The organism is Streptomyces boninensis, assembly GCF_048572725.1.
In the GTDB taxonomy this organism is placed as follows: Bacteria; Actinomycetota; Actinomycetes; order Streptomycetales; family Streptomycetaceae; genus Streptomyces; species Streptomyces boninensis.
In genome coordinates, this window is record NZ_CP183837.1 from 8,301,118 (window position 1) to 8,324,968 (window position 23,851).

General features: G+C 72.7%; 23 protein-coding genes. 12 read left to right on the plus strand and 11 right to left on the minus strand.

The window, feature by feature from the left end; all coding sequences use genetic code 11:
* The first annotated feature begins 76 nt into the window (after positions 1–76).
* Genes ACNNMR_RS37460 through ACNNMR_RS37480 form a run of 5 tightly spaced genes read left to right on the plus strand, consistent with a single transcriptional unit; the run spans position 77 to position 5,733 of the window.
* Positions 77–910 (plus strand): M55 family metallopeptidase, encoded by an 834-nt coding sequence (locus ACNNMR_RS37460; protein ID WP_419999170.1) that lies wholly within the window; start codon positions 77–79, stop codon positions 908–910.
* Positions 903–2,252 (plus strand): M20/M25/M40 family metallo-hydrolase, encoded by a 1,350-nt coding sequence (locus ACNNMR_RS37465; RefSeq protein WP_419999171.1) that lies wholly within the window; start codon positions 903–905, stop codon positions 2,250–2,252. Before ACNNMR_RS37460 ends, ACNNMR_RS37465 begins: the two co-directional genes overlap by 8 nt.
* Before the next feature lie 24 nt (positions 2,253–2,276).
* The gene (locus ACNNMR_RS37470) at positions 2,277–4,271 is read left to right on the plus strand and encodes an LpqB family beta-propeller domain-containing protein (protein ID WP_420000614.1); all 1,995 of its coding nucleotides are present in this window, start codon (positions 2,277–2,279) and stop codon (positions 4,269–4,271) included.
* Entirely contained in the window at positions 4,268–5,197 is a 930-nt protein-coding gene (locus tag ACNNMR_RS37475; protein WP_419999172.1) for a S66 peptidase family protein, read from the plus strand. Before ACNNMR_RS37470 ends, ACNNMR_RS37475 begins: the two co-directional genes overlap by 4 nt.
* A 26-nt stretch (positions 5,198–5,223) precedes the next feature.
* Positions 5,224–5,733: a DinB family protein gene (locus ACNNMR_RS37480; RefSeq protein WP_419999173.1), complete on the plus strand. Its 510-nt coding sequence runs from the start codon at positions 5,224–5,226 to the stop codon at positions 5,731–5,733.
* 20 nt (positions 5,734–5,753) lie between these two features.
* Here ACNNMR_RS37480 and ACNNMR_RS37485 read toward each other — a convergent pair whose 3' ends face one another.
* The 7 genes from ACNNMR_RS37485 to ACNNMR_RS37515 all read right to left on the minus strand — a co-directional run bounded on the left by ACNNMR_RS37485 (position 5,754) and on the right by ACNNMR_RS37515 (position 13,485).
* A complete protein-coding gene (locus ACNNMR_RS37485) occupies positions 5,754–6,938 on the minus strand; it encodes a PLP-dependent aminotransferase family protein (protein ID WP_419999174.1) in 1,185 nt (394 codons plus the stop codon).
* A 144-nt stretch (positions 6,939–7,082) separates the two neighbouring features.
* Positions 7,083–8,102: a Gfo/Idh/MocA family protein gene (locus ACNNMR_RS37490; protein ID WP_419999175.1), complete on the minus strand. Its 1,020-nt coding sequence runs from the start codon at positions 8,100–8,102 to the stop codon at positions 7,083–7,085.
* Entirely contained in the window at positions 8,099–9,118 is a 1,020-nt protein-coding gene (locus ACNNMR_RS37495; protein ID WP_419999176.1) for a Gfo/Idh/MocA family protein, read from the minus strand. Before ACNNMR_RS37495 ends, ACNNMR_RS37490 begins: the two co-directional genes overlap by 4 nt.
* A 33-nt stretch (positions 9,119–9,151) precedes the next feature.
* The gene (locus ACNNMR_RS37500; protein ID WP_419999177.1) at positions 9,152–10,066 is read right to left on the minus strand and encodes a carbohydrate ABC transporter permease; all 915 of its coding nucleotides are present in this window, start codon (positions 10,064–10,066) and stop codon (positions 9,152–9,154) included.
* Positions 10,059–10,988 carry a carbohydrate ABC transporter permease gene (locus ACNNMR_RS37505; protein ID WP_419999178.1) on the minus strand — a complete coding sequence of 310 codons (930 nt, stop codon included), beginning with the start codon at positions 10,986–10,988 and terminating at the stop codon, positions 10,059–10,061. The genes ACNNMR_RS37500 and ACNNMR_RS37505 overlap by 8 nt, the downstream gene beginning before the upstream one ends.
* Positions 10,989–10,992: 4 nt before the next feature.
* The gene (locus ACNNMR_RS37510; RefSeq protein ID WP_419999179.1) at positions 10,993–12,261 is read right to left on the minus strand and encodes an ABC transporter substrate-binding protein; all 1,269 of its coding nucleotides are present in this window, start codon (positions 12,259–12,261) and stop codon (positions 10,993–10,995) included.
* Between the two features lie 78 nt (positions 12,262–12,339).
* Positions 12,340–13,485 (minus strand): ROK family protein, encoded by a 1,146-nt coding sequence (locus ACNNMR_RS37515; RefSeq protein ID WP_419999180.1) that lies wholly within the window; start codon positions 13,483–13,485, stop codon positions 12,340–12,342.
* Between the two features lie 128 nt (positions 13,486–13,613).
* On the opposite strand from ACNNMR_RS37515, the gene ACNNMR_RS37520 reads away from it, so the two are divergent.
* Both ACNNMR_RS37520 and ACNNMR_RS37525 read left to right on the plus strand, forming a co-directional pair.
* Positions 13,614–14,396: a putative protein N(5)-glutamine methyltransferase gene (locus ACNNMR_RS37520; protein WP_419999181.1), complete on the plus strand. Its 783-nt coding sequence runs from the start codon at positions 13,614–13,616 to the stop codon at positions 14,394–14,396.
* A 113-nt stretch (positions 14,397–14,509) separates the two neighbouring features.
* Positions 14,510–14,905 carry an SseB family protein gene (locus ACNNMR_RS37525; protein ID WP_419999182.1) on the plus strand — a complete coding sequence of 132 codons (396 nt, stop codon included), beginning with the start codon at positions 14,510–14,512 and terminating at the stop codon, positions 14,903–14,905.
* 321 nt (positions 14,906–15,226) lie between these two features.
* On the opposite strand, the gene ACNNMR_RS37530 is transcribed toward ACNNMR_RS37525, so the two are convergent.
* Both ACNNMR_RS37530 and ACNNMR_RS37535 read right to left on the minus strand, forming a co-directional pair.
* Complete coding sequence (locus ACNNMR_RS37530; RefSeq protein ID WP_420000615.1) at positions 15,227–15,862, minus strand: response regulator transcription factor; 636 nt, start codon at positions 15,860–15,862, stop codon at positions 15,227–15,229.
* On the minus strand, positions 15,862–17,058 hold the full coding sequence (locus tag ACNNMR_RS37535) for a sensor histidine kinase (protein ID WP_419999183.1): 1,197 nt from the start codon (positions 17,056–17,058) through the stop codon (positions 15,862–15,864). Before ACNNMR_RS37535 ends, ACNNMR_RS37530 begins: the two co-directional genes overlap by 1 nt.
* A gap of 111 nt (positions 17,059–17,169) precedes the next feature.
* On the opposite strand from ACNNMR_RS37535, the gene ACNNMR_RS37540 reads away from it, so the two are divergent.
* The 5 genes from ACNNMR_RS37540 to ACNNMR_RS37560 are packed head-to-tail and all read left to right on the plus strand — an operon-like array spanning position 17,170 to position 22,416.
* Entirely contained in the window at positions 17,170–17,856 is a 687-nt protein-coding gene (locus ACNNMR_RS37540) for a DedA family protein (RefSeq protein ID WP_419999184.1), read from the plus strand.
* A gap of 33 nt (positions 17,857–17,889) precedes the next feature.
* A complete protein-coding gene (locus ACNNMR_RS37545) occupies positions 17,890–19,413 on the plus strand; it encodes a CoA transferase (RefSeq protein WP_419999185.1) in 1,524 nt (507 codons plus the stop codon).
* Between the two features lie 7 nt (positions 19,414–19,420).
* On the plus strand, positions 19,421–19,786 hold the full coding sequence (locus ACNNMR_RS37550; RefSeq protein WP_419999186.1) for a glyoxalase superfamily protein: 366 nt from the start codon (positions 19,421–19,423) through the stop codon (positions 19,784–19,786).
* Between the two features lie 31 nt (positions 19,787–19,817).
* On the plus strand, positions 19,818–20,375 hold the full coding sequence (locus ACNNMR_RS37555) for a GNAT family N-acetyltransferase (protein WP_419999187.1): 558 nt from the start codon (positions 19,818–19,820) through the stop codon (positions 20,373–20,375).
* A gap of 4 nt (positions 20,376–20,379) precedes the next feature.
* Complete coding sequence (locus ACNNMR_RS37560; RefSeq protein WP_419999188.1) at positions 20,380–22,416, plus strand: DUF5107 domain-containing protein; 2,037 nt, start codon at positions 20,380–20,382, stop codon at positions 22,414–22,416.
* Between the two features lie 77 nt (positions 22,417–22,493).
* On the opposite strand, the gene ACNNMR_RS37565 is transcribed toward ACNNMR_RS37560, so the two are convergent.
* Positions 22,494–22,847, minus strand: a complete 354-nt coding sequence (locus ACNNMR_RS37565; RefSeq protein ID WP_419999189.1) for a VOC family protein — start codon at positions 22,845–22,847, stop codon at positions 22,494–22,496.
* Positions 22,848–22,856: 9 nt separating this feature from the next.
* Positions 22,857–23,831 (minus strand): ketopantoate reductase family protein, encoded by a 975-nt coding sequence (locus tag ACNNMR_RS37570; protein WP_419999190.1) that lies wholly within the window; start codon positions 23,829–23,831, stop codon positions 22,857–22,859.
* Positions 23,832–23,851 lie beyond the last annotated feature (20 nt).

Consider the following 23,851-nt stretch of genomic DNA (forward strand, 5'->3'; position numbering starts at 1 on the left):
ACCCGTTAGAGGTCTAGACCTGTGCAGTTATCCACAGGGGTTTTGCCGGGTCTGCGGACCGCGTAGATTGCTCGGCATGAAGATCCTCATCAGCGCGGACATGGAGGGCGCCACGGGCGTCACCTACCCCGCGGACGTGTTGCCCGGCGGGCCGCAGTGGGAGCGGTTCCGGCCGGTGTTCACGTCCGATGTCAATGCGGCCATCGCCGGGTTCAAGGACGGCGGTGCCGATGAGGTGCTGGTGAATGAGGCGCATTGGACGATGCGCAATCTGCTGCTGGAGCAGCTCGACGATCGCGCCCAGATGCTGACGGGGAAGCACAAGGCGCTGTCGATGGTCGAGGGGGTGCAGCGGGGCGATGTCGACGGCATCGCCTTCGTCGGCTATCACACGGGGGCGGGCACCGAGGGGGTGCTCGCGCATACGTATCTGGCGAATCAGATCACCGGCGTATGGCTGAACGGGCAGCGGGCCAGCGAGGGGCTGCTCAATGCCCATGTGGTGGCCGAGTTCGGGGTGCCGGTGGTGCTGGTCACCGGTGATGACAAGACCATCGAGGACGCGCGCGGCTATGCCCCGGAGGCCAAGGGCGTCGCCGTGAAGGACTATGTGTCGCGCTATGCGGCCGTCTGCCGCACCCCGCAGCGCACGGCCAAGGACATCCGCGTGGCCGCCATGGAAGCCGCGGTGCTCGCGGTCCGGCGGGAGCCGGTGCGCGGCGGGCCGTTCACGGTGGAGGTGGAGTTCGACGCCGAGCATCTGTGCGGCGCGGCCACCGTAGTGCCCGGTGTGAAGCCGTCCGGCGAGCGCAAGGTGGCGTACACGACGGAGACCATGTACGAGGGGATCCGCTGCTTCAAGGCGGTCACCACCCTCGTCGCGGCCGCGGTGGAGGAGACGTATGGCTGAGGTGACCGCGGGCGAGGCCGTGACGGTGGACGCCCAAGCGCTGGACGAGGTGGTGCGCTTCACCTCGGACCTGATCCGTATCGACACGACCAACCACGGCGGCGGCGACGGCGTCGAGCGGCAGGCCGCCGAGTATGTGGCCGCGCAGCTCGCCGACGCCGGCATCGAGCCGACGCTGCTGGAGAAGGCCCCGGACCGTACGAACGTGGTGGCCCGCATCGAGGGCACCGAGCGGGGCGCGGACGCGCTGCTGGTGCACGGCCACTTGGACGTGGTGCCGGCCGCGGCCGAGGACTGGAGCGTGCACCCGTTCTCCGGCGAGATCCGCGATGGCGTGGTGTGGGGGCGCGGCGCCATCGATATGAAGAACATGGACGCGATGATCCTCGCGACCGTACGGGCCTGGGCCCGGGCCGGCATCCGGCCGCGGCGCGACATTGTGCTCGCCTTCACCGCCGACGAGGAGGCCAGCGCGGAGTACGGCTCCGGCTTCCTCGCCGACCATCACCCGGGGCTCTTCGAGGGCTGCACCGAAGGCATCAGCGAGTCCGGGGCGTTCACGTATCACGCCGAGCCCGGCATGCGGCTGTACCCGGTGGCGGCGGGGGAGCGGGGCACGGCCTGGCTGCGGCTGACGGCGCGCGGCAAGGCGGGCCACGGCTCCAAGGTCAATCGCGCCAATGCCGTCAGCCGGCTCGCCGCCGCCGTCGCCCGCATCGGCGACCACCAGTGGCCGGTCCGGCTCACCCCCACGGTGCGGGCGGCGCTGCGCGAGCTCGCGCTGCTGTACGGGGCGGGGGAGCCCGACTTCGACGCCCCCGACTTCGACGTGGACGCGCTGCTGGCGAAGCTCGGCAAGGCCGCCGCGCTGGTGGAGCCCACGGTCCGCAACAGCTCGAACCCGACGATGCTCGACGCCGGCTACAAGGTGAATGTCATCCCCGGCGAGGCCAGGGCCCAGGTGGACGGGCGGATGGTGCCGGGCGGCGAGGAGGAGTTCACGCGGACGCTGGACGAGCTCACCGGGCCGGATGTGGACTGGGAGTTCCAGCACCGCGAGGTGCCGCTGACCGCGCCCGTCGACGCGCCGACCTTCGCGGCGATGCGCGCCGCGCTGGAGCACTTCGACCCGGATGCGCATGTGGTGCCGTATTGCATGTCGGGAGGCACGGACGCCAAGCAGTTCTCGCGGCTCGGGATTGTCGGGTATGGGTTCTCGCCGCTGAAGCTGCCCGAAGGGTTCGACTATCAGGCGCTGTTCCATGGGGTGGATGAGCGGGTGCCGGTCGACGCCCTCCACTTCGGCGTCCGGGTTCTCGACCGGTTCCTCCGTGCGGCATAGAAAGTGAAAGACCACGTGACACAGCTGCAGATCGCTCCGTACGGCTCCTGGGCCTCGCCCATCACCGCCGAGCTCGCCGCCTCCCATGACGGCCGCCCCGAATATCTCGACGCGGTCGGCCAGGAGATCTGGTGGACCGCCCCCCGCCCGGCTGAGGGCGGCCGCCGCGCGCTGGTGCGGCTGCGCCCGGACGGCGCGGAGGAGTCGGTGCTGCCGGCGCCGTGGAATGTCCGCAATCGTGTGCATGAGTACGGCGGCCGGCCCTGGGCGGGCGTAGCGCGGCCGGAGGGTGGGCCGCTGCTGGTCTTCACGCACTTCGACGACCAGCGGCTGTACGCGTACGAGCCGGACGGCGGCGGGGCGCCGCGCCCGCTGACGCCCGTATCGCAGACGGGTGGCGGGCGGCGCTGGTGCGACGCCGTCATCCTGCCGGAGCGCGGCGAAGTGTGGTGCGTGCTGGAGGAGTTCACCGGGGAGGGGCCCAGCGACCTGCGGCGGGTGCTCGCCGCCGTGCCGCTGGACGGCTCCGCCGCGGACGACCGCGGCGCGGTCCGCGAGCTCACCGACGACCGGGACCGCTTCGTCACCGGGCCGCGGCTCTCCCCGGACGGCAGCCGGGCCGCCTGGATCGCCTGGGACCACCCGAGCATGCCCTGGGACGGCACGGAGCTGCGGGTCGCGGACGTATCGGCGGCGAGCGCGCTGACCGGCGCCAGGACCGTCGCGGGCGGGCCCGAGGAGTCCATCGCGCAGGTGGAGTGGGCGCCGGACGGATCGCTCGTCGCCGCCACGGACCGTACGGGCTGGTGGAATCTGCACCGCATCGACCCGGAGACGGGGGCGGCGGTCAATCTGTGCCCGCGGGAGGAGGAGTTCGCGTCGGGGCTGTGGAAGGTCGGGCTGCGGTGGTTCGCCATGCTGCCGCACGGTCTGATCGCCACCGTGCACGGCGCCGGGGACACCGCCCTCGGGATACTCGACCCGGCCACCGGCGAGCTCGCCGACGTGCCCGGCGGATGGACCGAGTGGGCATCGGCGCTGGCCGTCGTCGGCGACCGGGTCACCGGCGTCGCCGCGGGCCCGTACACCGGATACGAGATCGTCGAGCTGGACACGGCCACCGGCCGGACCCGGGTGGTCGGCAGCGCGCATGCGGATGCCGTCGACCCGGCGTACTACCCGCAGCCGCGGCACCGCACCTTCACCGGACCCGACGGCCGCGAGGTGCACGCCCACGTCTATCCGCCGCGTAACCCGGACTTCGGCGGGCCGGACGGGGAGCTGCCGCCGTATGTGATCTGGGTGCACGGCGGGCCGACCGGCCATGTGCCGCTGGTGCTCGACCTGGAGCTTGCGTACTTCACCTCGCGCGGCATCGGCGTCGTGGAGGTCAATTACGGCGGGTCGACCGGGTACGGCCGCGCGTACCGCAATCGGCTGCGCGAGCAGTGGGGCGTGGTCGACGTCGAGGACTGCGCGGCCGTCGCCAGAGAGCTGGCCGCGGAGGGCACCGCGGACCCGGACCGGATCGCGATCCGCGGCGGCAGCGCGGGCGGCTGGACGTCGGCCGCGTCGCTCACCTCGCCGCTCGCGGAGGGGGTGTACGCCTGCGCCACGATCATCTATCCGATCCTCGACCTGGCCTCCTGGGCGACGGGGGAGACCCACGACTTCGAGTCGCAGTATCTGGAGTCGCTGGTCGGGCCGCTCGCCGAGGTCCCGGAGCGGTATCGGGAGCGGTCGCCGCAGCATCATGCCGATCGGGTGCGGGCGCCGTTCGTGCTGTTGCAGGGGCTTGATGACGTGATCTGCCCGCCGGTGCAGTGCGAGCGGTTCCTGGAGCAGATCTCGGGGCGCGGGGTGCCGCACGCGTATCTCACCTTCGAGGGCGAGGGGCACGGCTTCCGGCGCGCGGACACGATGATCAGGTCGATCGAGGCGGAGACGTCGCTGTATGCGCAGACCTTCGGCTTCGAGGCCGCGGAGCCGGGGGTGCCGCGGCTGGAGCTGAAGCCGTGACGAAACCGCTGGCGCGTCCGCCGCGCCTTCGCCCCGGGGACCGGGTCGCGATCGTCGCGCCGAGCGGGCCCTTTCCGCCGGAGCGGCTCGATGCCGGGCTCGACATCCTGCGCGGCTGGGGGCTGGAGCCGGTGGTCGGCGAGCAGGTGTACGCGGGCCATCCTCGGCTCGGCTATCTGGCGGCCGACGACGCCGCCCGGGCCCGGGACTTCGAGCGCGCCTGGTGCGACCCGACGGTACGGGCCGTCTTCGCCGGGCGCGGCGGCTACGGCTCGCAGCGCATGCTCGACCTCATCGACTGGGAGGCGCTGCGGGCGGCGGGGCCGAAGGTGTACGTCGGCTTCAGCGACAGCACGCCGCTGCACGAGGCCATCGCCGTCGAGCTCGGCATCGTCACGCTGCATGGGCCGATGCCCGCGTGGACGGTGTTCCTGAAGGACGAGCCCACCCGGGAGCACCTCCGCCGCACGCTCTTCGACCCCGGGTCCGTCACGACGCTGACCGCCCCGGACGCCGGGGCGCTCGTCTCCGGCCGGGCCCGCGGCGTCACCATCGGCGGCTGCGTCAGCATGCTCGCCGCCGGGCTGGGCTCACCGCTGTCCCGACCGGGGGCGGCCGGCGGCATCCTGCTCATCGAGGACGTCGAGGAGGAGGACTACCGCCTGGACCGCATCCTCACCCAACTCCTCCGCTCCGGCTGGCTCGACGGCATCGCGGGCGTCGCCTGCGGCTCGTGGGACGACTGCGGCCCGTACGAGAATGTGCGCGCCGTGCTGACGGACCGGCTGGCGCCGCTGGGCGTGCCGGTGCTGGAGCGGCTCGGGTTCGGGCATGGCGCGCCGGCGCTGACGATCCCGCTCGGCGTGCCGGCCGTACTGGACGCGGACGCGGGGACGCTGACGCTCGACACCCCCGCCCTGGCCTGAGGACGGGAGACAGGATGGAGAGGCCCATGCCCATCGACGCGCAGCAGGGCGCCGCGGATCCGCATGCCCTCCTCGCCCGCTACCTCGACTTCTTCCGCGAGGTCACGCTCGCCAAGCTCGACGGCCTGCCGGAGCACGAGCTGCGCTCCAGCAGGCTCCCGTCCGGCTGGACGCCGCTGGAGCTGCTCAACCACCTCGGGTACGTCGAACGCCGCTGGCTGTGCTGGGGCTTCCTCGGCGAGCAGGTGCCGGACCCGTGGGGCGACCGAGGGCCCGACGACCGCTGGCGGGTGCCGGCGGACGAGCCGGTGGCGGCGGTGCGGGAGCGGTATGAGGCGCAGTGCGAGCGCTCGCGCGCGATCGTCGCGGCGGAGCCGGATCTGGACCGGCGGGCGGCGGTCGGCGGGCGCTTCGCCACGGCGGCGGAGGCGCCGACGCTCGGGCAGATCCTGTTCCACCTGGTGCAGGAGTACGCCCGGCATGCCGGGCACCTCGACATCGTGCGGGAGCTGGCGGACGGGGCGGTGGAGGATTAGCGCCTCCCTGCTACGACCCTCTACGACAGCGCCTTGCCCAGGCGGGCAAGGCCCTCCTCGATCTCCGCCGGCGGGTACGAGGTGAAGCTCAGGCGCAGCGTCGACCGGTCCGGCTCGCCCGCGTAGAACGGGGCGCCGGGGACGTACGCCACGTCCTGGTCGACCGCGCGGCGCAGCAGGGCCGTGGAGTCGCGGTCGTACGGGAGGCGGGCCCAGATGAACATGCCGCCGTCGGGGCGGTTCCATGTGCTGCCCGGCGGCAGGGCGGCGGGGAGACCCGCGAGCATCGCGTCCCGTCGCTCGGCGTAGACGCCGCGCATCCGCGCCACGTGGGCGTCCAGGTCGTGCGCGGTCAGGTACGCGGCGGCCGCGGCCTGGGCGATCGTGGAGGTGTGCAGGTCGGCGGACTGCTTGCCGATGGCGCAGGCCCCGCGCGCGGCTTCCGGGGCGCGCAGCCAGCCGAGGCGCAGGCCCGGGGCCATGATTTTGGAGAGGCTGCCGAGGAGGATGGTGCGGTCGGCCGCCGCGGGCTCCGCCGCGATGGGCGGGAGCGGGGTGCCGTCGTAGCGGAGTTCGCCGTACGGGTCGTCCTCGATGATCCAGAAGCCGTAGCGGGCGGCGAGGTCGGCGACGGCGCGGCGGCGGGCGGCGGGGAGGGTGCGGCCGGTGGGGTTCTGGAAGTTGGGGACCAGGTAGAGGAGCTTCGGGCGCTCGCGGCGGACCGTTTCCTCCAGGGCGTCCGGGAGGATGCCGTCGTCGTCGGTGGCGACGGGCACGGTGCGGGCGCCCGCGAGGGTGAAGCACTCCAGCGCGGCGAGGTAGCCCGGGTCCTCGACCAGCGCCACGTCGCCCGGGTCGAGGAGCGCGCCCGCGGCGAGGGCGAGGGCCTGCTGGGAGCCGCTGGTGACGATGAGCTCGGCCGGGTCCGCGGGGAGGCCGCGGGCGGCGTAGCGGGCGGCGAGCAGCTCGCGCAGCGCGGGGTCGCCGTCGCTGGTCGAGTACTGCAGCGCCTGGTGGGGGCGGGTCAGCGCGGCGGCAAAGGCCTCCCGAAGTGCCTCCGCGTCGAAGAGCTCGGGCGCCGGCAGCCCGCCCGCGAAGGAGATGATGCCGGGCCTCGCGGTCAGCGCGAGGATCTCGCGCAGGGCGGAGCCGTCGATACGGGCGTAGCGCTCGGCAATGGGGGCGGGGGGCGTGGCATCCGGCATGATCACTCCTAGAGGCGGAACGTTGCGCAGCCTATGCCTAGTCCGGGGGCGTTGTTACCGGCCGTTCATAATGTGGTCAAGAAGAGGCAGGCCACCGGCGGGCAGGGCACCCCAAGGACCCCCAACCCGCCGGCCGCTCCGCCCTCACACCACCGCGACCGGCCGGTTCACCCGCGCCGACTCGCGCGCCGCCAGCGCCACCTTTAGCGACCGGAGGCCCGCCGCGCCGTCCGCGACTCCGACGCCGCCGCGCTCTTCCCTGTACAGGAAGGATCGCAGCAGCAGCTCGTCCAGATTTACGCCCCACGGCAGCTGCAGACCGCGCCCCGACCGCTCATCGAAGCCGCCGACCGACTGGCCGAAGGCGTCCATCTCGACCGTCGCCCGCTCGCCCACGACCTGGAGCTCAAGGCCGCCCCACTGCGGGTGGCTGCGCGGCTGGCTCCAGCTGCAGTCGATGGTGGCGACCGTGCCGTTGGAGTAGCGGACCGTGACCAGGCCCGCCGTCTCGGCGTCGGCCTCGTCGGCGTACATGAGGTTGTTGGACTGGGCGTAGACCTCTTCGGCGTGTACGTCATCGCCGAAGAGGTCGTCGAGCAGGTCCGCGATGTGCACCGTGTGGTCCATCAGCGCCCCGCCGCCCGCCAGCTCCGGGTCCGTGAACCAGCGCCGCAGCCCCGTCGGCAGATAGCCGTTGTTCGCGCCTGCCACCGCCAGCACGCCGCCCAGCGACCCGCCCCGCACCGCGCGCCGCAACGCCCCGTACGCCGGGTGGAAGCGCACCGGATACGCCACCCCGAGCCGCGTCCCGGCCTCCCGGCAGGCGGCCAGCATCGCCTCGCCGTCCGCGGCCGTCGTGGCGAGCGGCTTCTCGCACAGCACCGCGCCGACGCCGTGCTTCGCCGCGGCCTCGACCAGGGCGCGGTGCCGGGAGTTCTCCGCCGTTACGATCACCGCGTCCGGGCCCCAGTCGAAGACCTCCTGGTACGAGTCCGCGTACGCCACGCCGAGCTGCGATGCCAGCTCCCGGCCGCGCACCTCGCCCTCTGCGGCAGGGTCCGGCTCCGGGTCGGCGGCCAGCACCTCGACGCCGTCCATCGCCTGCAGCACCTTCACATAGCCGGTCGCATGCACATGCGCGAACGACAGCACTCCGACCTTCACCGGGACACCAGCTCCCCACTCTCGATCTCGACTGCGGCCCCGGTCAGGGCCGACTCCGCGGCCGCCGCCGCGATCCGCACCGCCGCCAGCGCGTCGTCCGCCGACACCCGCGGTTCGGGCCCGCCCGCCAGCGCCGCCGCCGCGAACTCGCTCAGCTCCGCCTCGAACGGATTCCGCGCCAGGTCCGTCGCCGGAATGCCCTGGCCCGCCGCCCGCTCGCCCTGCGCGATCACCCGGAACGCCCGCGTCTGCAGCGAGTCGTGATGCAGCACCCCGTCCCGCCCGGCCACCCGATACGTGGTCCGGAACTGGGTGTCCGGCAGCCCCCACACCCCGTGCACGTGCGACACCGCGCCCGACGCATGCGTGAGCACCGCCGTCGCGGCCGCGACCGCCCCGGCCTCGGCGGGCGCCGTCAGCTTGCCGCGCGCCTGCGCGTGCACCCGTACGACCTCGCCCGCCAGCAGCCTGGCGAAGTCGAAGTCGTGGATCATCTGGTCCAGCAGGATGCCGCCGGACAGGCCGGCGTCCGCGAACCACGGCGCCCACACCGGATACGACCCGCTGCGGGTGAAGCGAAGCACCGCCGGTTCGCCGACCGCGCCGTCCGCGACGGCCTTGGCGAGGGCCTCGTACTCCGGGAAGAACCGCACCACATGCGCGGGGAAGAGCCGCACTCCGGCCGCCGCGGCCGCGTCGATCATCTCCTGCGAATCCGCCGTCGACAGCGCCAGCGGCTTCTCGCAGATGACGTGCTTGCCCGCCGCCATCGCGGCCAGCGCCAGCTCCTTGTGCGTAAAGCTGGGCGTGCAGATGTCGACCAGTGAGCAGCGGGCGAGCAGCTCGTCGAGGGTGTCTACGGCCTCGACGCCGTGCGCGGCGTATTGCGCTGCCAGCCCCGGGGCCTGGCCGTCGTTGGACAGGACCGTGACCTTGGCGCCGAGCGCGGTCCATGCGGGCAGATGCGCGCGGGCGATGCCGCCGGCGCCGATCAGGCCCACGTCGTATTCGGGCATGTGCGGGCTGCCTTTCTGTCGGGGTATTCGGGGCTACTTCGAGCCGCTGAGCGCGATGCCCTGGACGAAGTGCCGCTGCAGGAAGAGGTAGAGGAGGATCATCGGCAGGCCCGCGATGAGCGAACCCGCCATCAGGATCGGGTAGTCGGTCAGGTACTGGCCCTCCAGCGACGAAAGGCCGGCGCTGATCGGCATCGTCTCCGGGTCGGTGTTCACGACCAGCGGCCACAGCAGGTCGTTCCACGACCACATCGACGTGATCACCGCGAGCGCGGCCAGCGCGGGCCGTACCAGCGGCAGCATGATCGACCAGAAGATGCGGAAGCTGCCCGCCCCGTCGATCCGCGCCGCCTCCTCCAGCTCCCGCGGCAGCGACAGGAAGAACTGCCGCAGCAGGAAGGTGCCGAAGGCGCTGAACATGCCCGGCAGGAACAGCGCCGGGACGCTGTTCAGCAGGCCGAGCTGCTGGATGATCTGGTGCTGCGGCAGGATCAGCAGCTGCGACGGGACCATCAGCACGGACAGGAAGACGGCGAAGAGCACGTTCTTGCCGCGGAAGGTCATCCGCGCGAAGGCGTAGGCCGCCAGCGAGCAGAAGACCAGCTGGCCGAGGGTGCGGCCCAGGGTGTTCAGGGCGCTGTTGGTGAGCATCTCCGCGAAGGGCAGGGAGCTGAAGACCTTCTCGAAGGCCGCCCAGGTCCAGTCCTCCGGGAAGATGGTCGGCGGTACGCGCACCGACTCCGGCATCGTCTTCAGCGCCGTGAGCAGCTGCCAGAGGAACGGGAAGAGCATCGCGAACGCGCCGAGTGAGAGCAGCAGATGCGTGATCAGCGCGCCGGTGTCGAAGCGGCGGCGCTTCGCGGCAGGCTCGTCGCCCCAGGAGCCCGAGGCGGTGGACGCCTGCCGCGGCAGCTTGACCGCCGTGGCAGCGGTGGTCGACTCAGGCATAGTGCACCCACCTCTTCTGGAGCCGGAACTGCAGGAACGTCAGGGCCGCGATGAGCAGCATCAGCAGGAACGCGAGCGCGGCCGCCGGGCCCTGCGAGTTCTCCTCGAAGGCCCACTTGTAGAAGAGCGTCACGATCGACTGCGTGGAGCCGAGGGCCGGGTTGCGCTGGCTCATCATGATGTAGATGAGGTCGAAGGCCTGCAGCGAGGTGATCACGCTGATCACCGAGGTGAAGAAGATGCTGGGGCTGAGCAGCGGCAGCGTGATCTGGAAGAAGCGCCGGACCGGGCCCGCCCCGTCGAGCTCCGCGGCCTCGTAATAGTCGCGCGGGATGGCCTTGATGCCGGCCAGGAAGATGATCAAGTAGTAGCCGACATGCGACCAGATCATCACGAGCCCGATGGCGTACGCGGCCGTGGTCGGGTCCGAGACCCAGTACTTGCCGTTGATGCCGACCCAGGACAGCACCTCGTTGACCAGGCCGTAGTCGCCGTTGTAGAGCCAGTTCCAGAGCAGGCCGACGGCGGCGGGCAGGGTGACGAAGGGCAGGAAGTACAGCGCCCGGTAGACGGCGACGCCGCGCAGCCCGGGGCGGTTCAGCAGCTCGGCGATGATGATCGAGATGGGGAGCGTGAGCAGGCCCAGCACCGTATAGAGCAGGGTGTTGAGCAGCGCCCGGCCGACCGTGACGTCCTGCAGCACCCGCTCGTAGTTCTCGCCGCCGATCCAGGTGTTGCCGCCGAAGACGCCGAACGAGGTGAAGCTGAAGTAGAAGGTCTGCAGCAGCGGCCAGATGTAGAAGACGGCGAAGCCGATCGCGATCGGCGCGATGAAGAGATACGCGGCCTTCTGCGTGCGCGGCCTGCGGGGCTTGGGCTTGTTACGGGCCTGCGCGGCCGCGGTGGAGGGGAAGACGGCCATCGGTTCAGTTCTCCCGTTCCAGGACCAGGTCCATCTGCCGGGCGAGGGTGCGGGAGGCCTTCGCGATGCCGTCGCCGTGCCCGGTCCAGGAGGAGCCGAGCAGCTGGTACTGCAGGTTCTCCCAGGCGTTGGTGTAGGTGGAGTGCGGATACGGGACCGCGTAGTCGAGCATGTCGATGAAGACCTTCAGGTCGAATTCCGGCATCGACTTCACCCACGCGTCCTGCGTGCCGGTGTACGAGGAGATCGTGACGCCCTCGCGGGCCTGGATCTCCGCCGCCTTCTTCGACCCCATGAACTTCACCAGCTTCCACGCGGCCTCGGTGTGCGGGGACTTGGCCGATATGACGTTGGCGAGGCCGTGGATGGTGGTGGCGCGCTTACGGCCCTTGGGGAGGACGGCGACGCCGCCGTGGTCCTTGATGCCGGGGGCGGCGTACATCATCGAGGCCATCGCGGACAGGTCATAATTCATCGCGACCTTCTCCGATATATAGAGCTGGCGGCCGCTGGTGTCCGTCATCGCACTGGCGGTCGGCGACCAGCCGCGGTCGATGAGGCCGGTCCAGAAGCGCAGGCCCTCGATGGTCTCGGGCTCGGCGAAGCCGGACTTGCCGTCGCGGATGACATAGCCGCCGGCCTGCGGGATCGAGTTGTAGTAGCAGTACTGGCCCTGCATCTCGGCGGCGATGCCGTAGACGCTCTGCTTCGGGTTGGTGAGCTCGCGGGCGGCGTCGTAGACCGTCTCCCAGGTCCAGGACTCGTCCGGGTAGGGGACGCGCGCCTTGTCGAAGAGCTCCTTGTTGTACCAGAGCCCGATCGTGTCGAAGTCCTTCGGCATCCCGTAGTGCTCGCCCTCGTGCGAGTAGATGCCGACCAGCTCCTCCGGGTGTACGCCCATGTCGAAGCCGTCGCGGCGGATGTATTTGCCGAGCGGTTCGAGGGTGTCGTTGGAGGCGTACAGGCGGAGGTTGGGGGCGTTCATCCAGAAGACGTCGGGGGCGGAGCCGCCGCGCATCGCGGTCTTCAGCGTCGTCCAGTACTGGACGAAGGGGATCACCTGGATTTTCACGGTGATGCCCGGATTCTCGGCCTCGAAGGCCTTGATTATCTTCTGCATGCCGGGGACCTGGAGTGGGTCCCACATGCCGTACGACAGCTGGGTCCGGCCGCCGGAACCGGCGGCGGAATCGGCGCCATTGCCGCAGGCCGTGGCGCCGAGGGCGGCCGGGGCGGCGGCCAGGGCACCGGCTAGGAAGGTCCTTCTGTGCATGCGCTACTCCGGGAAGGGGAGGGGTGGGGCATGGCTGGGGGAGGGGTAGTAGGGGGCTTCAGCGGTGAGTGGTCGGCTTCAGCGGGTGGTTGAAGGCAGCGGTCCTGCGGGGTCGTCGAGGATGGCGTCGACCGAGTCGAGGGCGGTGCGGATGGCACCGAGGCTGACGCCCGGCTCGCCCAGGGTGCTGACGGCGATGCGCGGTACGTGCAGGGTCAGGTCGCGTAGCTGTGCGGTGAGCAGCGGGGTGAGCCACGGCCCGGCCGGCGTCACGCCGCCGGAGATGACCACCAGGTCGGGGTCCACGGCGAGGACCAGGGCGGCGACCCCGGGCGCGAGGCGGGTGGCGTAGGCGTCGAGGACCGCGTGCGCCTCAGGGTCATCGGCTTCCAGCGCGCGGACCAGCGCGTCGATCTCCGACTCGCCCTCCTTGTCGCCGTGCTGCCACTGCAGCGCCTCGTGCGCGGAGGCGAGTCCGAGGTGCGGCAGCGAGCCGAGCTCGCCGGCGCCGCCGCGGCGGCCGCGGTGCAGCCGGCCGCCCAGCAGCAGGCCGCAGGCGGCGCGGCGGCCGGCCAGCACGCAGGCCACGTCGTCGGTGAGCCGGGCGGCGCCGCGCCAATGCTCGGCCACGGCCGCGAGGTTGACGTCGTTCTCGGCGACCACCGGGCAGCCGAACGTCGCCGACAGCCGGCGGCCGAGATCGAGCCCGGTCCATTCGGGCACGACGACCGACTTGATCAGCCCGGCCTCGTCCACCATGCCCGGCACCCCGACGGTGATCGCCCACAGCTCCGTGCCGCGCACGCCATGGTCGTCGAGGAACCGCCGCAGCCGCTGCTGCAGGAAGTCGAGCCGGTCGGCGCCGTCCATCGCGGGGTCGATGGCCTCGCGTTCGGCCGCGAGCGCCTCTCCGGCGAGGTCGGCGAGCGTCAGCACGATCTTGTGCAGCCCGATGTCCACGCCCACCACCCGCCCCGCCTCGGCGCGGAACCGGAACCGCCGCGCGGGCCGGCCCGGGCTGCGCCCCTCAAGCCCCTCGCCGCTCGCGGTCTCGGCGACCCAGCCGCGCTCGGTGAGGTCTTCGAGCGCGAGCTCGAGGGTGGGGCGGGAGAGATTCGTGGCGGACTTGAGCCCGCTCAGCGTGAGCGGCTCGCCCGCGCGCAGGGCACGCAGCACGGCGACGGTGTTGAGGCGGCGCAGCGCGCCTAGGTCGTGTCCCTGCATGGTGCAGGACTCTTGCATAATGCCGGGAGGTTGAGAAGAGGCTGGTGCGGAGTAATTTGCAGTAGCCCTGCCGAATCCCCGGAAATCCCGGGAGACCTGGGGGCGGCCGGTGGTGTAGGAAGGCCGGGATGAACGATTCGCAAGAGCCCGCCCTCGTCGCCCGGCTGCGTGCCGCCGGATGCGTCTTCGCGGAGGAGGAGGCGGACCTGATCATCGCCACTGCCCGTACCCCCGCGGAGGCCGACGACATGGCGGCCCGGCGGGCCGAAGGGCTGCCCCTTGAACATGTGCTCGGGTGGGCGGAGTTCTGCGGCCGGCGCGTATCCGTGGATGCCGGGGTGTTCGTGCCGCGGCGGCGGACGGAGTTCCTGGTCGAGCGCGCGGTCGCGGCGGCGCCTCGCGGGCGTTCCGCCGTGGTGGTCGACCTGTGCTGCGGTACGGGCGCGGTGGGCCTCGCGGTGGCCGCGGCGCTGCCCGGTGCCGAGCTGCACGCCGCCGACGTCGAGCCCGCCGCGGTGCGGTGCGCCGCGCGCAACATCGCGGCCGTGGGCGGCCGGGCGTACGAGGGCGATCTCTTCGCGGCCCTCCCCGCCGGCCTGCGCGGCCGGATCGACGTCCTCGTCGCCAATGTCCCGTACGTCCCCAGCGGCGACATCCCGCTCCTCCCCGGCGAGGCCCGCGACCACGAGCCGCTCGTCGCGCTCGACGGCGGCGCGGACGGGCTCGGCGTGCTGCGGCGGGTGGCCGCGGGCGCGCGGGAATGGCTGGTCAGCGGCGGGACCGTGCTGAGCGAGACGAGTGAGGCGCAGCGAGCCGCCGCCCTCGCGGCCTTCGCGGCGGGCGGGCTGGACGCCCGCGCGGCGTGGTCCGAGGAGCTGGGCGCCACGGTGATCGAAGGTGTTCGTACGTAACGGTGCTTCGGCCGCTTCCGCCCGATTGAGTGCATGGGCGCATGACGGGAGGGGACTCGGGTATGCGCGGCCCGCCGTCACATCACGAGATGGGAAAAGCAACCATGACCGACATGCCTCAGCAGAGCCCCGACGGAAACGCGTCTCCGGCACAGCAGGCGCTCACCACCCTGGCGGGCACCTCGGACGACGTCGCGGCGCTGGACACGCTCGCGGCCAGCGACGTCCTGGTCCCGGTGCCCGCGGGCGCGCAGGACCCGGAGCAGCCCGACCAGGTGATGCTGCCGGTGATCGAGCAGGACGGGGAGCACCAGGTGCCGGTGTTCACCTCGGAGCCACGGCTGGCACAGGCGCTGCCGGGCGTGGAGAACTACCTGAAGATCCCGCTCGGCGTCCTCGCCGCACGCTGGCCGAGCGACGACGTGATGCTCACGATCGACGCGGGCGTCCCGGAGGCCCTCACGCTGCCTGCCGAGGGCGTACGGACGCTGCTGGCGCGCGACGCCTGAGCAGCGCTACCGGCGCCCTTGGCAGGGCAGCTCAGTAGGGCAGCGGCCGACCGCTGGGCGTACGGCGGTCCAGCGGCGGCAGCTCCCTCGGCCGGGGCTTCGGCCGGACCCGGATCTGCCGCCTGACCCGGCCCGCCGCGGCGGCCGGCGGCCCCGTCTCCTCAGCCGCCGGCAACGCACTGCCCCGTAGCGCCCCGCACATCCCGCAGCCGCGCTATGCCCGCCTGCGCCAAGGCACGGCGATCATGGGCGGCGAGCAGCTGCGGGAATCGGACGCGTGAGGTCATGGGCCCATCATGTGCGCTCGGCAGCGTGCGGGCATCACGAACCGAGATAGCGCAGCACCGCCAGCACCCGGCGGCTGTACCCTTCCCGGCCGCCCAGGTCGAGCTTGTCGAAGATCGCGTTGACGTGTTTCTCGACCGCGCTCTGCGATACGTAAAGGCGCTGCGCGATCGCGGCGTTGGTGTGTCCGGCCGCCATCGCGGCGAGCACCTCCTGCTCGCGCGGGGTGAGCCGCTCCAGCGGATCGGCGTGGCTGCTGCGGGCGAGCAGCTGCCGTACCACCTCCGGGTCGAAGGCGGTCCGCCCCGAGCCGACCCGCTCCAGGGCATCGAGGAACTCGTCCACCTCCACCACCCGGTCCTTGAGCAGATAGCCGACGCCCTCGGGCGCCGTCGTCAGCAGCTCGGTGGCGTACCGCCGCTCGACGTACTGGGAGAGCACGAGCACCCCCAGCCGCGGATGCTCGGCGCGCAGCCGCAGCGCGGCCCGCAGCCCCTCGTCGGTGTGCGTCGGCGGCATCCGCACGTCCACGACGACCGCGTCCGGCGGCTCCGCGGCCACCGCCGCCAGCAGCGCCTCGGCATCGCCGACCGCCGCGGCGACCTCGTGCCCCTCGTCGGTGAGCAGCCTGACGAGGCCCTCCCGCAGCAGCGTCGAGTCATCGGCCAGCATTACGCGCACGGCAGCTCCGCGGTGATCGTGGTGGGCCCGCCGGGCGGGCTGTCGACGGCGAACCGCCCGTCCAGTGCGGCGACCCGTCGCGCCAGCCCGGTCAGGCCGCCGGCGGCGGGGTCGGCACCGCCGTGTCCGTCGTCGGTGACGGTGAGGCGGGCGATGTCTTCGGCTTCGTGGGTGGTCAGCCGGATGGTGATACGGGCGGCGCCCGAGTGCTTGATCGCGTTGGTGACCGCCTCGGAGGCGACGAAGTACGCCACGGTGCGCTGCGCCTCGGGGAGGGGCTGCGTCAGCTCGTACGCGACGTCCACGGGCAGCGTCGACCGCTCGGCGACGGTCTCGAGCGCGGCGCGCAGCCCTTCCTCGTCCAGCGAGGTGGGATAGACCCGCCACGCGACCTCGCGCAGCTCCGTGAGCGCCTGCCGCGACTCCTCGTGGGCCTGGCGGAGCAGCTCCGCCGCCTTCGCCGGATCCCGGTCGCCTGCCCGGCGGGCGCGGCCGATGAGCATGCCGAGGACGACGAGGCGCTGCTGCACGCCGTCGTGGAGGTCGCGCTCGATGCGGCGGCGCTCGTCGTTGACTGCCTCGACCACGCCCGCGCGGGTGGCGGCGAGCTCGCCGATGCGGTGGTGGAGAAGCGACTCGTGGCTCGGGCCGAGGAAGCGGCGGGCCGTGCTCGCGTCGAGGGCGGCGACGCCGTAGACGGCCTGCGCGGCGAGGAAGAGCAGGAAGATGCCGGCGAGGCCGGAGCCGGCGGCGGTGAGCGGATAGTTGAGGTCCGGCAGGAACCACACCCACAGCAGCGTCGACGTGTAGAGCGCGCCGACGGCGGCGGTGCCCAGCACCAGCCCGCCGAGCAGTCCGACCGCCCACCGGGCGGCGACGTACCGGAGCGTGCGCGGGCCGGCGGCCGGGCCGGCGGCCGGGCCGGCGGGCGGCGTCCCGTAGAAGGCGTGCATCCGGCGCTGCTCCAGGCGCGTGAGGCGGGCGCTCGCGGCGTACAGCGGGCGGCGGGCGCGCGGGCGGCGGGCGCGCGTGTGGTCGGTGCGTGGGCGGCCGGTGCGCGGCCGGGCCGGGGTGGCGATGAGCCACGGTCCGGCGGCGATGGTGAGCAGCAGCTCGGCGAGCGCCGTGACGGCCCCGGCCAGCAGGCCCGCGGCGAGGCGGAGCCAGCGGCGGAGGGAGTGGGGCATGATCGCCACGGTAGCGGAGCGGGGGCGGCGTCGGGACTGCGGTTTTCCGCAGTAATGCCGGGTGGCCTCCCGCATTACGATTTTGCCGTTCCTTTACGTACGGTCATAGGCATGATCGAGTACACAGCAGTGCTGAGCAGCGGCGCCGGCGGCGCGGACGGCGCCCCCGTCGGGGGCATCGCCGGGTGGGCGGCCGACCTGATGGCGTCTCTGGGCGCCCCCGGCGCGGGGCTGGCCATCGCCCTGGAGAACCTCTTCCCGCCCCTGCCCAGCGAGATCATCCTGCCGCTGGCCGGCTTCACGGCGAGCCAGGGCGGGATGTCGCTGGTGGCGGCGCTGGTGTGGACGACGCTCGGGTCGGTGGTGGGCGCGCTGGCTCTGTACTGGGTGGGGGCGCTGCTCGGGCGGGACCGGGTGGTGGCGATTGCCGGTCGGCTGCCGCTGGTGAAGGTGTCGGATGTGGAGCGTACGGAGGCGTGGTTCCTGCGGCATGGCACGAAGGCGGTGTTCTTCGGTCGCTTCATCCCGGTCTTCCGGAGTCTGATCTCGATCCCGGCTGGGGTGGAGCGGATGCGGCTGCCGGTCTTTCTTGGCCTGACGGCGCTGGGGAGCGCGGTGTGGAACTCGATCTTTGTGCTGGCGGGGTATGGGTTGGGGTCGCGGTGGCATGAGGTGTCGGATGTGGTGGGGGTGTATTCGAAGGTTGTGCTGGTGGGGGTCGCGGTGGCGGTGGTGGGGTTGATCGTGGTGCGGCTGGTGAAGTCGGGGACGGGGAAGCGGCGGGCCAGGCGGCGCTGAGCGGCTTCGCTGGGCGATCGTAAACTCGCCGGTATGCGAGGCGGAGCGGATGTCAGCGGGGCGGCGTGGGCGGCGCTTGGTGGGGACGCCGGGCTGTTGGAGCAGGTTGAGTACGGGGGGCCTGCGGGGCTGTTGGCGGGGCGGCTGCCGGTGATGGCGTTGGCGCGGGGGTCGGTCGCCGTGTGCTCGTTGGCGGCGGCGGAGTTTGCCGCGCGGCGGTGGGGCGGGGGCGTGCCCCGGGTGCGCGTCGATGACGGTGCGGTGGCCACCGCCTTCGTGAGCGAGCGGCACCTGCGGGTCGACGGGCGGGCGCCGGTGAACTTCGCGCCGCTGTCGCGGTTCTGGGCAGCGGACGGGGGGTGGGTTCGTACGCACGCCAACTACCCGCACCACCGGGCGCGGCTGCTGGCGGCGCTCGGGGTCGCGGACGGGGGAGCGGCCGGGACCGGGGCAGGAGCCGCGGACGGCGTCGTCGAGCGGGTCGCGCGCGAGCTGGCCAAGCGGCGACCGGAGGAGATCGAGGAAGCCGTCTTCGCGGCAGGCGGGTTGGCCGTGGCCGTACGGGAGCCGGCGGAGTGGGCGGTTGGTGAGCAGGGGCGCCTCGTCGGCGGACGGCCGCTGCTCAGCCTGGAGCGAGATGGCGGCGCCGAGGACCCGCGCGGATCTGGTGTCCCGAGCCTGCGCGGGCTTGGTGTCGCCCGGCTGCCCGCCGCGGGCATGCGCGTGCTCGACCTGACCCGGGTGATCTCCGGGCCCGTGGCCACTCGCACCCTCGCCCTCCTCGGCGCCGACGTGCTCCGCGTCGATGCGCCGCAGTTGCCCGAGAGCCAGGACGCGCACAATGACACCGGGTTCGGGAAGCGGTCCGTGTCCCTGGATCTGGACCGTGCTGCCGACCGCCGCGTCTTCGACGAGCTCCTCGGCACCGCCGATGTCGTCGTCACCGGCTACCGGCCTGGCGCCCTCGATCGCTTCGGGCTCGACGCCGCCGCGCTCGCCGAGCGGCGGCCCGGGCTGGTGATCGTGCGGCTCAGTACCTGGGGGGAGTACGGGCCCTGGGGCGGGCGGCGGGGGTTTGACAGTCTCGTGCAGGCCGCGACCGGGATCGCCGCCCTGGAGCGGGCCGCCGACGGGACGCCGGGTGTGCTGCCCGCGCAGGCGCTCGATCACGGCACCGGCTATCTCATCGCGGCGGCCGTGCTCCGCGCCCTCACCGAGCGGCTGGACACCGGCGGTACGTACACCGCGACCTTCGCGCTGGCGCAGACCGCCCACTGGCTGCTGACCGCCGAGCGGCCGGACACCGCCGCGCAGCCGGACACCGCCGAGCGGCCGCAGGCCGCGAAGCGGTCGGAGGCGGCGGGACCCGTCGGCGCGTACGACGACGCCCCCACCCCGTACGACGCCACCCCCCACCTCAAAGAAACCCCCAGCTCACAAGGCCTGATCCGCCACGCCCGCCCCCCAATCACCTACGACGGCAGCCCCACCACCTGGCCCGCCCCACCAGGCCCCCTCGGCAGCGACCTGCCGCACTGGCGGCAAGACGCGGCATAGTAGAGGTATGACCGTCTCATTCCGCCGCACCGTCCCCCTCTTCCGGATCTTCGACATCGAGAAGGCCAGAGAGTTCTACGTGGACTACCTCGGCTTCACCGTGGACTGGGAACACCGCTTCTCCGACGGCATGCCGGTGTACATGCAGGTCAGCCGCGCCGGACTCACCCTCCACCTCACCGAGCACTACGGTGACGCCTCGCCGGGCGCGACCGCGTACATCGAGGTCGACGGGGTCGGTGAGCTGCACGCCGAGCTGCAGGCGAAGGACTATCCGTACCTGAAGCCCGGCATCGAGGAGGACGCGACCATCGGGTCGATCCTCGAGCTGATCGACCCGTTCGGTAACAAGCTGCGGATGGTCCAGCCGTAGGGCCGTTACGGCCCTTTCGTACACTCGGGCGATGACCACCGAGCACGAGTACGTGGCCCGCGGGCCGCGCGTCGCCATCAGGCCGACGAGGCCTGCCGACGAGCAGGCGTGGATCCGGGCGGTCCGGGCCAGCACGGGGCTGCACCATCCGTGGATGTATCTGCCGGATACCCCCGGGGACTACGCGGAGTTCATGGGCCGGCTGACCGAGCCGGACACCGAGTCGTACCTGATCTGCGACCCCGGCACCCACGACATCGTCGGCTTCGTCAACGTCAACTCGATCGTCCGTCGCGCCTTCCGCAGCGCCGCCCTCGGCTACGCCGCCTTCGTGCCGCACGCCGGCCGCGGCTACCTCACGGCGGGCGTCGGCCTCGTCACCCGCTACGCCCTCTCCCCGCAGGGCCTCGCCCTGCACCGCCTGGAGATCAACGTCCAGCCGGGCAACGAGGCCTCCATCAACATCGCCAAGCGCAACGGCTACCGCCTGGAGGGCTTCTCGCCCGACTACCTCTTCATCGGGGGCGCATGGCGAGATCACGAGCGGTGGGCGATCACCGCGGAGATGGTCACGGAACAGGGAAAGTAGGGTCGTGCCCACGACCATAGGTGCCACCACCGTCACCCTGCCCGCTGCGCCCCTCGGCCCCGAGAACCCGCTGCCGGCGCTGCGCACCCTCGACGAGTTGCACGCGGTCGACGCCGGCGAACTCGACTCGCTCCCCGCGGACATGGCCCGCCAACTCGGCTACGGGCAGCTGCGCGACACGCTCCCGGTGCGGCGGCTGGACGGCTACGGGCGCCGGCGGGTGCCCGCGCACCTCCCAGCGCTTGTCATCGAGAACGACCGGCTGCGCGCGACCGTCCTGCCCGGCCTCGGCGGCCGCCTGCGGTCGCTGTTCCACAAGCCGTCCGAGCGTGAACTCCTCTACGTCAACCCGGTCTTCCAGCCCGCGTCCTTCGGCCTCGCCGGCGCGTGGTTCTCCGGTGGCGTCGAGTGGAATTCCGGCGCGACCGGCCACACCACCCTCACCTGCGCCCCGCTCCACGCCGCCCGCGTCCCCGCGCCCGACGGCGGCGCGATGCTGCGGCTGTGGGAGTGGGAGCGGCTGCGCGACCTGCCGTATCAGGTGGATATATGGCTGCCCGAGGACTCCGACTTCCTGTACGTGGGGGTACGGGTGCGCAATCCGCACACCGAGACCCGGCCGGTGTACTGGTGGTCCAACACCGCGGTGCCGGAGCGGGAGGGGGTGCGGGTGCTCGCGCCGGCCGACGAGGCCTGGTACTTCGGCTACGAGCGGCGGCTGCGCCGGGTGCCGGTGCCGGAGCGCGACGGCGTCGACCGCTCGTATCCGCGCCGCAGCGAATACCCGGCGGACTACTTCTACGAGCTCCCCGCCGAAGAGCGCCGCTGGATAGCCGCCCTGGACGCCGACGGCCGCGGCCTCGTGCAGACCTCCACCGACGCGCTGCGCGGCCGCAAGCTCTTCCACTGGGGGCACGGTCGCGGCGGCACGCAGTGGCAGCGGTGGCTGAGCGGCGGCGCGGGGGAGGGCTATCTGGAGATCCAGGCCGGTCTCGCCCGGACCCAGCTCGAGCACCTGCCGCTCGTCGGGGGCGGCGAGATCTCGTGGCTGGAGGCGTACGGGCCGCTGGCCGCCGACCCCGGGCTCGTACACGGCGCGGACTGGGCGGCGGCGCGGTCCGCGGCGGGGGCGGCGCTGGCCGCGGTGCTGCCGCGGGAGCGGGTGGCGGAGGCGTACGGGCGGTGGTCCACGCTCGCGGCGGATGCCGAGCCGGGGGAGTGGCTGGCCAAGGGGTCCGGGTGGGGCGCGCTGGAGGTGGAGAGGGGCGGATACGAGCTGCCGGGGACGCCGTTCCCGGCAGCCACTCTGGGGCCGGAGCAGGAGCCGTGGCTGGAGCTGGTCCGCGGCGGGCGGCTGGCCGCCGATCCGCAGGCGCACGTGCCCGGCCCCGCACCGGTCGCGGCGCCCTGGCGGAAGCTGCTGGAGGAGGCGGAGCCCGGGCCGGACCGGGACTACTTCCTCGGCGTGGCCCAATGGCATGCGGGCGAGCATGCGGAGGCGGTGCGCACGTGGGAACAGGCACTGTCGTACGGCGGTGACCACGACCCGTGGACGGTGCGCGGCCTGGCCGTCGCGGCGGCGGAGTCCGGTGCCTGGGAGCGCGCCGCCGACCTGTACCTCGGGGCCTTCCGCGAATCCGTCGACAGGTGCTGGGACCGTCGCTATTGGAAGCACTTCCATGTCGCCCTGGCCCGGGAGGCGGTGCCGGCGCTGCTCGCCGTGGGCCGGCCGGACGACGCGGACGAAGTGCTGCAGGGCCTGCGGCCGTCGGACCGTGCCCGCGGCTGCTTCCAGCTGCTGCGCGCCCAGACTCTCGTAGCCCGCGGCGACGCCCGTGCCGCTCGCGCGATTTTCGACGCCGGCTTCGCGGTCGCCGATCTGCGCGAGGGTGCCGGGGTGCTGGGTGAGACCTGGTTCGCCATCGCGGAGCGGCTGGTGGCGGGGGATGCCGAGATCACCGCGGCAGTACGGGAACGGGCCCGCGCCGAGCACCCGTTGCCCGCCCGGTACGCGTACCGGATGCGCCCCCAGCCGGACTGAGCCGGTCTGAGCCAGACTGCGCCGGTCTGAGCCCGACTGAGCCGGTCTGACCTGCGCCGCGGCCCGCCGCCAGGCGCCTACGCGTCCGGCCGCCGGTCCACGTACTCGAAGATGCTCCCGTCCGGATGCCGCGCCACCAGATTGCGGCCGATCGGGGTCGGGGACGGGCCCGCGATGATCTCCGCGCCGACGTCGTGGAGCGCGAGCAGCGCTTCGTCGACGTCCTTCACCGCCAGCGTCGCATGGATCTTGCGCAGCACCTCGACTGTCGCCTGCGGGCCGCTCATCAGCAGGAAGCAGCCGACCGCCGCCACCGAGACGCCGCTTCTGTCGAAGCGCAGCGCCTGCTCGCCGGTGAGGCGCTCGTACACCCCGATCGCTGGCTCGAGTTCGTCGACGACCACACGCAATGATGAGCCAAGAATCTCCATAAAGGCAGCCTAGTTGGCCTCGGCCGCCAGGTCCGCCGCGCTCACAGAACCCGGCGCCCGGCCCTCGCGGGCGAAGGCGTTGGCGGTGCGCTGGAGGAGTTCGTTGACCGGGGTCGGGACGTCGAATTGGCGTCCTAGCAGGACGATTTCGCCGTTGAGGTAGTCCGCCTCGATCGAGCCCGTGCCGCGGGTGAGGCTCTGCCAGGAGGAGCCGCCGACCGTGCCGACGCCCTCGACCGGCTGCCGGTCGACCCGGTTTCCGCGGACCTCTTTCTGCTCGGCTTCACTCGCGTGAGGGATGCCGGCGGCGGCCAGGGCCGCGCGGCCCTCGGCCTGCGCGCGCTGGCGGAGGTCGGTGCCGGCGGGGGAGGCGTGCTCCTCCGGGCCGAGGACGGCGTCGAGGGAGTTGCCGAGATTGGCGAGCAGCTTCGCGTACTTCCAGCGCATCACGTCGTCCGCCACCGGCGCCGCGAAGTGCGACTTCTCCAGGTCGGCGGCGATCGTACGGGCGGTGTCCGTGCTGCCGGACGGGTAGCGGCCCAGGTGCAGGATGCCGGTGAGCGGGCCGCAGACCGCGGCCACATGGCCCGGCTCCAGGTGCGCGGCCGGCAGCCACACGCACATTCCGTACACCTCGGGGAAGCGGCGCAGCGCGAGCCGCTCGCCCGCCACCCCGTTCTGCGCGCACACCACGGGTGTGCGGCCGTGGCGGGGCGCCCAGGCGTCGAGGGCGGCGACGGCGTGCTGCGTCTTTACGGCCACCACGAGCACGTCGCCGTCGCGCGGCTCGACCTCGTCGGGCCCGGCGACCACCGGGATGTCCAGCGTGCGGGTGCCCTCCGGGGTCGCGAGGCGCAGGCCGCCCGCGCGCAGCGCGTCATAGTGCGCGCCGCGGGCGACCAGGACCACGTCGTGGCCGCTCTCGTGCAGCCGCCCGCCGATGGAGCCGCCGACGGCTCCCGCTCCGATCATGATGTAGCGCATGCACTGATCCTTTCAGCAGG

Coding starts and splice junctions, on each gene's coding strand:
- ACNNMR_RS37460 (WP_419999170.1), top strand. CDS start 77: ATGAAGATCCTCATCAGCGCGGACATGGAGGGCGCCACGGGCGTCACC.
- ACNNMR_RS37465 (WP_419999171.1), top strand. CDS start 903: ATGGCTGAGGTGACCGCGGGCGAGGCCGTGACGGTGGACGCCCAAGCG.
- ACNNMR_RS37480 (WP_419999173.1), top strand. CDS start 5,224: ATGCCCATCGACGCGCAGCAGGGCGCCGCGGATCCGCATGCCCTCCTC.
- ACNNMR_RS37485 (WP_419999174.1), bottom strand. CDS start 6,938: ATGCCGGATGCCACGCCCCCCGCCCCCATTGCCGAGCGCTACGCCCGT.
- ACNNMR_RS37495 (WP_419999176.1), bottom strand. CDS start 9,118: ATGCCCGAATACGACGTGGGCCTGATCGGCGCCGGCGGCATCGCCCGC.
- ACNNMR_RS37500 (WP_419999177.1), bottom strand. CDS start 10,066: ATGCCTGAGTCGACCACCGCTGCCACGGCGGTCAAGCTGCCGCGGCAG.
- ACNNMR_RS37505 (WP_419999178.1), bottom strand. CDS start 10,988: ATGGCCGTCTTCCCCTCCACCGCGGCCGCGCAGGCCCGTAACAAGCCC.
- ACNNMR_RS37510 (WP_419999179.1), bottom strand. CDS start 12,261: ATGCACAGAAGGACCTTCCTAGCCGGTGCCCTGGCCGCCGCCCCGGCC.
- ACNNMR_RS37515 (WP_419999180.1), bottom strand. CDS start 13,485: ATGCAGGGACACGACCTAGGCGCGCTGCGCCGCCTCAACACCGTCGCC.
- ACNNMR_RS37520 (WP_419999181.1), top strand. CDS start 13,614: ATGAACGATTCGCAAGAGCCCGCCCTCGTCGCCCGGCTGCGTGCCGCC.
- ACNNMR_RS37525 (WP_419999182.1), top strand. CDS start 14,510: ATGCCTCAGCAGAGCCCCGACGGAAACGCGTCTCCGGCACAGCAGGCG.
- ACNNMR_RS37530 (WP_420000615.1), bottom strand. CDS start 15,862: ATGCTGGCCGATGACTCGACGCTGCTGCGGGAGGGCCTCGTCAGGCTG.
- ACNNMR_RS37535 (WP_419999183.1), bottom strand. CDS start 17,058: ATGCCCCACTCCCTCCGCCGCTGGCTCCGCCTCGCCGCGGGCCTGCTG.
- ACNNMR_RS37540 (WP_419999184.1), top strand. CDS start 17,170: ATGATCGAGTACACAGCAGTGCTGAGCAGCGGCGCCGGCGGCGCGGAC.
- ACNNMR_RS37545 (WP_419999185.1), top strand. CDS start 17,890: ATGCGAGGCGGAGCGGATGTCAGCGGGGCGGCGTGGGCGGCGCTTGGT.
- ACNNMR_RS37550 (WP_419999186.1), top strand. CDS start 19,421: ATGACCGTCTCATTCCGCCGCACCGTCCCCCTCTTCCGGATCTTCGAC.
- ACNNMR_RS37555 (WP_419999187.1), top strand. CDS start 19,818: ATGACCACCGAGCACGAGTACGTGGCCCGCGGGCCGCGCGTCGCCATC.
- ACNNMR_RS37565 (WP_419999189.1), bottom strand. CDS start 22,847: ATGGAGATTCTTGGCTCATCATTGCGTGTGGTCGTCGACGAACTCGAG.
- ACNNMR_RS37570 (WP_419999190.1), bottom strand. CDS start 23,831: ATGCGCTACATCATGATCGGAGCGGGAGCCGTCGGCGGCTCCATCGGC.